We start from the raw sequence: 8,588 nt of genomic DNA, 5'->3' as shown, positions 1-8,588 counted from the left end.
ATACCTTTTTTGAGCCATCTCTTTTTCACCACCACCATTCATTTTCGGGGTTGACTTTTAATAGTTAATCTTTCTGTTTGCTCCTTATGTTTTTCGAAGCACTCCGCAGTTCCGAAACGGGCAAGCGGCCGTATCGGAACTAGGCCAAAACCGCATTTTATGCGATTTTGCAGCCCTTGCGCGAAGCACTCCGTTACAGCCGCTCTCTCAAAAATGATCCTTTTATAAGAAGAAGAAACAAAAAACAGCCTCTCTGCAACGAAAATCCGAGTGGACTTTCGTCCCGTCGGTCCAACCCTTGCGCGAAGCACTCCGTTACAGCTGGCTGTTAAAAATCAAACAATCTTCTTCACAATTTATGCAGCCTTCCGACTGCGCCTTCAGTATAGCACCACCGGAAAAGGCTTTCAAGGCAGGCGCCGCTTTTTCTATTTTCTAGCCAAAGCCACGCGCTCCGTACTGTGTAAATTCCATAAACTTTACTCTAAAAAAATCACGCTCCCCTGGCTTACAAACCCTTATGGAGCGCGACTTTACAGACTTTTTTCAAAAAATTTTTTCTCAAGTTCGGATAACGCTTCCGGAGTGTCCGCGTCCAGCAGTTCCCCTGCGAAATCCGCCTGGGTCAGGCGCACCTGCGCCCCCGTTTGCCGCGCCGCCGCCATGCCTCCCTGTTCGCCCGTCAGTGCACCCAACGCTCCGAACAGCCGGGCGGGAAACACCACCGGACTACCCGCGATGTCACCAAAGGAAAGGCGGTGCACATCTCCGGGCGCGCCACAAAAAGCATCCAGCAGGCGCACCATGCTGCGGCCGGTGCACAGCGGCTGGTCCCCCTGGACGAACAGGCAGCCGTCCATGCCTTCCATCTGCTCCATGCCCCGGCGCACCGTCTCGCTCTGAGCGCCTCCGCCATACTGCACCACGGTCACTCCTCGCCCAGCGCACAGTGCGGCCACGTCCTCGTCGCTGACAACCGCCACGATCCGGGCTAAATGCTCCCGGGGAAGACTATCCAACACATGTGCCAGCAGGGGCTTTCCCGCCAGATCCGCCAACAGCTTGTTGGCGCCGAAGCGCCGGGCTCGACCGGCAGCCATAATCACACAGCCGATGTTCATGCCTCTTCCTCCACTTCGTCCAAATCCAGCACAAAGCAGTCGTCCCGGGCACGCAGCTCGCACAAAAAAGGCGTGTCGGCCTTGCGGATCGCAGCCAGCACGCGCTTTTCTTCTAGCAATTGCCGCAGTTCGGACCGATACGCCTCGCTGCACTCCTCCAGAAAACCGATCTCGTCCACCGCGGCCCATGCGCCGGGCGCGCGGCGCACCACGCGCAGCATGTCCGCGGCTGGCCCGTCAAAGGCGTCTTTGTCCGGTGTCATGGGCCCTGTTTCTCTCCGGCCCACAATGCATCGCCGGTCTGTGCCGCGCTGGGCCAGTACCACGCACCGAGGCAGGCCATCCGTCCCACGCTCCACCTCGCTGCGCACGCCGGGCACCGGCGCACCGTCCAGCAGCGCTTCCAGCAGTGTGGTTTTGCCCGCACCCTTACCGCCTGTCAAAAGTAAACTTTTCCGGCCGGAACGTTGAAAAGTGCGTATTGTATAAGTTTTCAGCCATTTGAGTGCAGGATGTTTTGTAGGCTTCATACCGCATCAATAACTCCTTTGCGCCGGGCGTCAACATGCTTCCGCCACCGCCTTTACCGCCAATCTTGCGCTGAGTAAGCGCAAACCCAAACGACGCCTCCGCCCGCTTCATGATACCGAATGCCTTGGTATAGGCCATTCCCATGCGTTTGGCCGAGGCCCGCAGACTGCCCAGTTCATCGATACCACGCAGCAGCTGATACGGCCCCTCCCCGAAAAACTTTTCCCCTTCGTCGTCGCAGAAAAAGATTCCGAATTTCAGCTTCATTCCCGTTCTCCTCTTGTCATCAAAAAATATCCACTGTGGCACAAAATATCCACCGGACCGTAGATCCCGCTCAACACCCGCTGCAGCGCGTCTGGGTCCGCGTCCTTCACCGTCACATCGTAGGTCAGGCATCCGTCCCGCAGCAGGAGAAGTCGGTCAGCATAGCGCAAAGCGATGTTCGCATCATGACTGCACAGCAAAATACCCGCACCCTCCCGCGCCGCATACCCCCGCAGCCACTGCAGAAGGCGATGCCGGTTGTCGTAGTCCAGTGCACTGTCCGGCTCATCCAGCAAAAGGACTTCCGGCCGGCGCACCAGCGTGCGAGCAAACAGCACCAGCTGCCGCTGCCCCTCACTCAGAGAAAGGAAGTCCTCTTCGGTCCACTGGCCCGCCCCCAACTGTTCCAACAGCATCTCAGCCCGGCGGCGCTTTTCTTTGCCCGGATGCTCCAGCAGTCCCAGTACAGGGTTGTACCCCATCATCACCACGTCCAGCACACGCAGAGAAAGAGCGCACACGCTGCGCTGGGCCAGATATCCCAGATGCTGCGCACGGCGGCGCGGCGGCATTTCCCACAGGTTCGTCTTTTCTAACATACACCCTCCCGTGGCGTCCGTCAAGCCGCACACCGCCTTGAGAAGCGTGGATTTTCCCGAGCCGTTTGCCCTCAGCAGCGCGCACACTTCGCCTCGCTGCACCGCAAAGGAAACGCCCTGCAAAACATTGCGCCGTCCATAACCTGCCCGCAGGTCTGTGACCGTTAGAAGATCATTCATTCCCAATCCCCCTTTCGGCACATCAGCCAAAACAGGAATGGCGCCCCCAGCAGCGAGGTAATGATGCTTACCGGTATCTCGCTGGAGCCTATACTACGCGCCAGAATATCCGCGCACAAAAGCAGCACGCTGCCCGTTACCCCGGCCAAAATGGTGGAAGAGAATCGACTGCTGTGCATTAGAAGCCGTGCGATGTGCGGGGCTAACAGCCCAATAAAAGAAATCAGCCCCGTCACGCTGACCACCGCGCCAGTAACCAGCGTTGCCAACAAAAGCACTGCCCGTCGCATGCTCTTCACTGAAACACCCAGCATCCTAGCCTCGTCCTCACCCAAGCCCAGCAGCAAGATCTGCCGGTGCAGTACAAACAGACCTGCCAGACCTGCCATTGTCAAGGGCAGAACGCCCAACAGCTTGGTTAAAGTCACGTCCGCGAAGCTGCCCATAGTCCAGAACTCAATAGCCGCCAGCTGCTTTTCCGGGTCTGCCGTCAGCTTCAGCAGCATCAGCAGTGCCTGTGTTAAGGCGTTCACGGCAATGCCCGCCAGAACGATGCCCGTGATGCCCTGTCGGCGTGCAAACCCCGCCAGCGCCAGAACCGTCAGCACTGCTGCCATTCCCCCCGCAAAGGCCATCAGCGCCGTGAGCACAACCCCGCCACCAAACAGCAGAATAGCCCCAGCCGCGCCCACGGAAGCACCTGACGAAACACCAATAATATCCGGTGCTGCCAGGGGGTTCTGAAACACCGCCTGATAGACACTGCCAGCCACGCCCAGCGCAAACCCAGCCAGCATGGCCATACAGGTACGCGGCAGGCGCAGAGTGAAAAACACCTTGCGATCCATACCATCCGTCGCCAGCTGCATCCAGTCGATGGGATAACGCCCAACCGCCAGAGAAGCAGCAAAGGCAGCCCCCGTCAAAACGAGGGCTGCCGCAAAATAAAATTCAGCTTATTTTATCATGGATTTTTCACCCTGTAAATCCATCCAAAGTATGAGTTACGATGGATCGATCGCTCCATCGCATATTTTAGAATTGTTTTTCCTCTCAAAATTTATTTTTTCTATGTGCAGTTCATAAATCGGGTGCGAGCGGCTCCTTTACATTTTTAAGAAGGCGCCACAGCGTGGAACGGCTGATTCCCAACTGCCGCGCAGCGGCGGAATGATTCCCGTTGTTTGCAGCCACTGCCGCACGCACCGCATCCAGTGTGATCTGGTCCAGCGTGCGATGATCCGTTCCGCCGGCGGGCGTTCCGGGTGCACACAGCGCGCGCTGCTTATCCAGCAGTTCCGCCACAGAGCTTCCCCGAATGTACGAAGAGGTGGCCAGCGTGGCAAGCTCCAGCAGGACCTGTTTGAACTGCGTATAATTGTTGGGCCAGCGATAACGGATCAGCAATTCCGTGGCGTGCGGTGTAAACCCGATCAGCTCTCTGCCCAGCTCCTGATTCAGGCTGCCCAGGTACAAGCTGGCCAACGAGGGAATTTCGTCCGCACGGGTGCGCAACGCCGGCAGACGCAGCGACAGGCAGCCCACCCGGTTCACAAAGTCCTGCCCGGTGGGCGAAAGCGGCGTACCCTCGGCACAGGAGCAGGAGAAAATCAGCCGTTCCCGCCGGGCCAGGTCCGTCTCAATGATCTGGGATAAAAGTGTTGCTGCCCTTCGGTCCGACAGTGCGTCCAGATGCTGAAAATACACAGTCCCGCCCATATCATTCAAGGGAGATGCGGCATGGTTGAGCAGAAAGTCCCAGCTTTTTTCATCCGCCAGGGCACAGTCTACCTCCACAAAGGGTTCGTTGCGCCGCGAACCTCGCAGATACAGAGCCCGCGCAATCTGCTGCTTTCCGGTTCCCGTTTCGCCTACAATCATGATGGGCTGGCGCGCCTCGGCAATGGCATTCAGTCGGGGCTCCAGTTCCCCCATCGCGCCGCTGATGCTGTAAAAACTGCTCATGAACAGCTGGCTGCACTCCGCCTGATTCAGTGTTCGGATGCCGGTTCTCTCGGAACGCAGCGGGATCTGCGAGGGATTGCAGCGGAACAAAAACATTTCTTCACGGTTCAGCGTCAGCCGTTCGGCGCTGATGCGGTACAGCAAACCACCCGCCCAGTGATAAAAATGAAGCGCACCGGTGCGGGGAATCTCGCGCATGCGCGCGTGCAAAAGCGCGCCCAGTTCGTGGTCCGGTTCCCGCGGTGCTGCATAATAATATGTTCCGTCGGCGCGCAATACCACAACAAATCCCTTTTCAGGCTGGGCAATGCGGCGCAAAAGCTGATTTTCCCGCCGCATCCGGCGGGAGTTTCTTCCCTGCTCCACGGCCTGTTCCAATGCGGTGTGAAGGCTCTCCGCCCCGGATGTGATCAAAAAAGCATCAAATCCCATGCGGCGGGCAATGGTGTGTGTGACCATATCGCCGATCACCATACGATATCCGCCCTTCTGCAGACGCTGTAAAGTGGTCTCCACTTCCTCCGTGCTGTGGACCGTGAGAATGTCCAGCTCATACCGCAGCAAATCGCAGAGCGTATGGGCAGCCTCTGTGATGTCCGGAAAACCGACGATGGCATACAGATTGGAGTAACTCTGCGCCAGCCGAATGGTCCGCAGCACATCATAAACGGACAGCTGAATGGAAATCACCGGCAAATCGGTCGTCTCCCGAATCAGGGTGGCTGTTCCGCCGCGGGAAATGATTGCGTCGTACCCTGCATCCACCGTGCGGCGCACAATATCCGCACCCTGCTGCAAATCTCCTGTATAAACGTCCAGTTCCACGTCCGGCAGATTTTCCGCCGTTCGGCGCATTGCATCCAGCATGCCCTCATAGGGGGCGATTCCCAAAATTCGCAGCGGTTCAGCAGCGGCACCCATCACTTTTCCTCCCAACAGTCAAATAACATTTTCTTCATTGTAGCAAAATGAATCAGTTTTGTCGATGAGCCTTTCCTTTCATCCATGCCGTGGTCACAATCAAGAAGCAATTTGATACAGTCAGTTCCTGGACAATTTGTTTTATTCTTATATTAATAAACTATTCGGATAGTATTTTGAGCAAATTAACGGGTTCACTCAAAGCTGCCAAGCTGCGATACATTTTTTACCGTTTCGAGCATGTGCCTGACATTTTGCATAAAAATCTAATCTTTTTATGCGCACAACGTGTCATAATAAAACAATATTCGTCATCCGACTCGTAAACCGTTTTATTTTCAAACATACTTTTAAAAATATTTTTTAAAAAATCAAAAATATGTATCATTTTGAATCAGTTTTTGATTTTCCTGGCCTGTCAAACCGCTCGACGTACCTGCTACAATGAAGACGATGAAAAACGCCCGAGAGAGGATGAGAACATGCTCCGCTTACTGATGATTGCAGATGATTTTACCGGCGCGCTGGACACCGGCGTTCAGCTGGCGCGTCATGGTGCACGCACGCTTGTGGTGACGGATGCCGGGGCAGATCTGCGCGGAATTGGCACCGATGTGGAAGTTCTGGTCATGGATGCGGAAACACGCCATCTGCCCTCCCTGCAGGCGCACGAAATCGTGGCCCGCATTGTGGCGCAGGGCGTGGAGAGAAACATCCCCTACATTTATAAAAAAACCGACTCGGCCCTGCGGGGAAACATCGGCGCCGAACTCAGCGCCGCACTGGAAGCATCCGGTGTCCGGCAGTTGTTTTTCTTTCCGGCGCTGCCCGGCATGAACCGGCAGACGGTAGACGGCGTGCATTATATTGACGGCGTTCCGGTGGCACAAAGCGTTTTCGGCGCAGACCCCTTCGAGCCGGTGACCGAATCTCGGGTGACAGAGCTGATTGCACAGCAAAGTGATGTGCCCGCGCACTCTTTTCCGCCGTTGGAGACAGCCGGTCCCCTTCCTTCGCAAGAGGGAATTTTGATTTTTGATGCGCAGACAGAAATGCAGCTGCGCACTGCCGGCCAGCGTTTGCTGGATGCGGGCCGGCTGAAGGTGATGGCCGGCTGTGCCGGATTTGCGGCGGTTCTGCCCGATTTGCTGAAGCTGGGCGACGGACATCCGCCCGCACTTCCCCTCTTGGACAAACGCCTTCTGGTTCTGTGCGGAAGCGTGAACCCCATTACGCTGGCACAGCTGGATGCCGCAGAACGCGCGGGATTCACGCATCTGCGCATGACCGCCGAGCAGAAGCTGGAGCCGAATTATTGGGATACCGAACCGGGACGCCTTCAACTGGAAGAGTGGACCCGGATCATGGCAGCGGGCGGCCACTGCATTCTGGACAGCAACGGAGTGGACGGAAGCGCCGCCACCGATGCCTACGCTGCCCGGCACGGCTGGAGCTGCTGCGACATTCGGACGCGAGTCTCCCGCTCGCTGGGACGTGTGCTGAAAAAACTGGGAGAAGTGGAAGGCACGCTGTTGATCACCGGTGGCGATACGCTGCTGCAGTGTATGCACCAGATCGGCGTCACGGAGCTGCAGCCTCTGGGGGAACTGGCCAGCGGCGTGGTGCTCTCCCGCTTTGTACTGGACGGCAGCCCGCGCTTTGTCATTTCCAAATCCGGCGGCTTCGGTCCCCCGGACCTGCTGTTACATCTGACTGATTTCCTGGCGGCGCAACGCTGACCGCTCATACCAAGGAGGAACGACTATGACCTATCCCACACTGCCGACCCTCGCATGGGACGGCGCCGTTTATCATAACCCGCTCATGAATACGGACGAGGCTCTGCTGCCCACGGGCGGCTACCCCACGGCCCACGCCCCTGCCATGCTGGAACTTCCCAACGGCGATTTGCTCTGCTGCTGGTTTGCAGGCACCTACGAAGGCAGCGCCGACATTCACATTGTCTGCTCCCGCCTGCCCAAGGGTGCGCTCGCCTGGGAGGCCCCGGTGGAAGTCTCCGGCGACCCCGCCCGCAGTGAACAGAATCCCTCACTGTTTTTCGGTCCCGACGGTGCTGTATGGTGCATGTACACCGCGCAGCTGGACCGACAGGCCGGCAAGGACAACATGCAGTTCACTTCCCAGATCCGCTGCCAGAAAAGCACCGACGGCGGCCGGACCTGGAGCGCTTATGAAACCGTATTTCCCCGGGAAGGCAGTTTCTGCCGGCAGCCCATTCAGGTGCTGCACAACGGCCGCTGGATCTTCGCCAACTGGTTGTGCACCGACTCGGCAGAAGGGCTGTCCGGAGACCCCACGGTGTTCCAGATCTCCGACGATCAGGGCAAAACCTGGCGCCAGGTGGAGATGCCCCAAAGCCGGGGCCGCGTTCACGCCAATGTGGTGGAGCTGGACAACGGGCACCTGGCGGCCTTTATGCGCAGCCGGGAAGCGGATTTCATCTACCGCTCTGAATCGTTTGACTGGGGTGACAGCTGGTCTGCACCGACGGCCACGCCCATTCCCAACAACAACTCTTCCATCAGCGCCCTTCGTCTGAACAGCGGGCGCATTGCCATCGCCTGCAACCCCACCTGCACCCCGGACCCTGTGCCCGGCAAGGCCGCATGGCCCGGTCTGCGCTGCCCGGTGTCCGTGGCTCTGTCCGAGGACGGCGGAAAGACCTTTCCCCTGATTCGCTGGATGGAGCGGGGCGAAGGCTTCATGGGCGAGGAAAACCGCACCAACAATCAGCAGTATGAATACCCGTACCTGATGCAGTCCACAGACGGCGCGCTGCATCTGGCCTATGCCGCGCACACGCGCAAAGGCATCAAATACATGCGTTTCACCGAAGCGGACGTCATGGGTGCCAAGCGCGAGCGCGTGGGCCTGTACAATCCTACCGCCGCCCAAAGCCGCTGAACGAAAGACTAACTATTAAAAGTCAAGTCTAAAATGAAAGGTTTTTGAATGAATTGCAAAAATGCATTTCAGATATAGT

8 protein-coding genes are annotated in these 8,588 nt (G+C 57.4%); 2 read left to right on the top strand and 6 right to left on the bottom strand.

The window, feature by feature from the left end; genetic code table 11:
• Positions 1 to 533: 533 nt before the first annotated feature.
• From WMO24_RS12220 to WMO24_RS12195, 6 genes are all read right to left on the bottom strand, one after another.
• The gene (locus tag WMO24_RS12220; protein ID WP_349216698.1) at positions 534 to 1,121 is read right to left on the bottom strand and encodes a nucleotidyltransferase family protein; all 588 of its coding nucleotides are present in this window, start codon (positions 1,119 to 1,121) and stop codon (positions 534 to 536) included.
• Positions 1,118 to 1,564, bottom strand: a complete 447-nt coding sequence (locus tag WMO24_RS12215) for a nucleoside-triphosphatase (RefSeq protein ID WP_349216697.1) — start codon at positions 1,562 to 1,564, stop codon at positions 1,118 to 1,120. The genes WMO24_RS12220 and WMO24_RS12215 overlap by 4 nt, the downstream gene beginning before the upstream one ends.
• Positions 1,551 to 1,919 carry a winged helix-turn-helix domain-containing protein gene (locus WMO24_RS12210; RefSeq protein WP_349216696.1) on the bottom strand — a complete coding sequence of 123 codons (369 nt, stop codon included), beginning with the start codon at positions 1,917 to 1,919 and terminating at the stop codon, positions 1,551 to 1,553. The genes WMO24_RS12215 and WMO24_RS12210 overlap by 14 nt, the downstream gene beginning before the upstream one ends.
• The gene (locus tag WMO24_RS12205; protein WP_349216695.1) at positions 1,916 to 2,698 is read right to left on the bottom strand and encodes an ABC transporter ATP-binding protein; all 783 of its coding nucleotides are present in this window, start codon (positions 2,696 to 2,698) and stop codon (positions 1,916 to 1,918) included. The genes WMO24_RS12210 and WMO24_RS12205 overlap by 4 nt, the downstream gene beginning before the upstream one ends.
• The gene (locus WMO24_RS12200) at positions 2,695 to 3,624 is read right to left on the bottom strand and encodes a FecCD family ABC transporter permease (protein ID WP_349216694.1); all 930 of its coding nucleotides are present in this window, start codon (positions 3,622 to 3,624) and stop codon (positions 2,695 to 2,697) included. The genes WMO24_RS12205 and WMO24_RS12200 overlap by 4 nt, the downstream gene beginning before the upstream one ends.
• 154 nt (positions 3,625 to 3,778) lie before the next feature.
• Positions 3,779 to 5,584: a PrpR N-terminal domain-containing protein gene (locus WMO24_RS12195; protein WP_349216693.1), complete on the bottom strand. Its 1,806-nt coding sequence runs from the start codon at positions 5,582 to 5,584 to the stop codon at positions 3,779 to 3,781.
• A gap of 389 nt (positions 5,585 to 5,973) precedes the next feature.
• Between WMO24_RS12195 and WMO24_RS12190 the strand changes: the two genes are divergently transcribed.
• Both WMO24_RS12190 and WMO24_RS12185 read left to right on the top strand, forming a co-directional pair.
• Positions 5,974 to 7,323 (top strand): four-carbon acid sugar kinase family protein, encoded by a 1,350-nt coding sequence (locus WMO24_RS12190; RefSeq protein WP_349216692.1) that lies wholly within the window; start codon positions 5,974 to 5,976, stop codon positions 7,321 to 7,323.
• Positions 7,324 to 7,348: 25 nt separating this feature from the next.
• A complete protein-coding gene (locus WMO24_RS12185) occupies positions 7,349 to 8,509 on the top strand; it encodes a sialidase family protein (RefSeq protein ID WP_349216691.1) in 1,161 nt (386 codons plus the stop codon).
• Positions 8,510 to 8,588: the final 79 nt, after the last annotated feature.

This window comes from Ruthenibacterium intestinale, from assembly GCF_040096265.1.
Taxonomy (GTDB): Bacteria; Bacillota; Clostridia; order Oscillospirales; family Ruminococcaceae; genus Ruthenibacterium; species Ruthenibacterium komagatae.
Note: the sequence above shows the minus strand (reverse complement) of the source record. Positions and strands in the feature narration are given on the sequence as shown.

Excerpts from the sequence above, each read along its gene's own strand:
- WMO24_RS12220 (WP_349216698.1), bottom strand. The coding sequence starts at position 1,121 with ATGAACATCGGCTGTGTGATTATGGCTGCCGGTCGAGCCCGGCGCTTC.
- WMO24_RS12210 (WP_349216696.1), bottom strand. The coding sequence starts at position 1,919 with ATGAAGCTGAAATTCGGAATCTTTTTCTGCGACGACGAAGGGGAAAAG.
- WMO24_RS12205 (WP_349216695.1), bottom strand. The coding sequence starts at position 2,698 with ATGAATGATCTTCTAACGGTCACAGACCTGCGGGCAGGTTATGGACGG.
- WMO24_RS12195 (WP_349216693.1), bottom strand. The coding sequence starts at position 5,584 with ATGGGTGCCGCTGCTGAACCGCTGCGAATTTTGGGAATCGCCCCCTAT.
- WMO24_RS12185 (WP_349216691.1), top strand. The coding sequence starts at position 7,349 with ATGACCTATCCCACACTGCCGACCCTCGCATGGGACGGCGCCGTTTAT.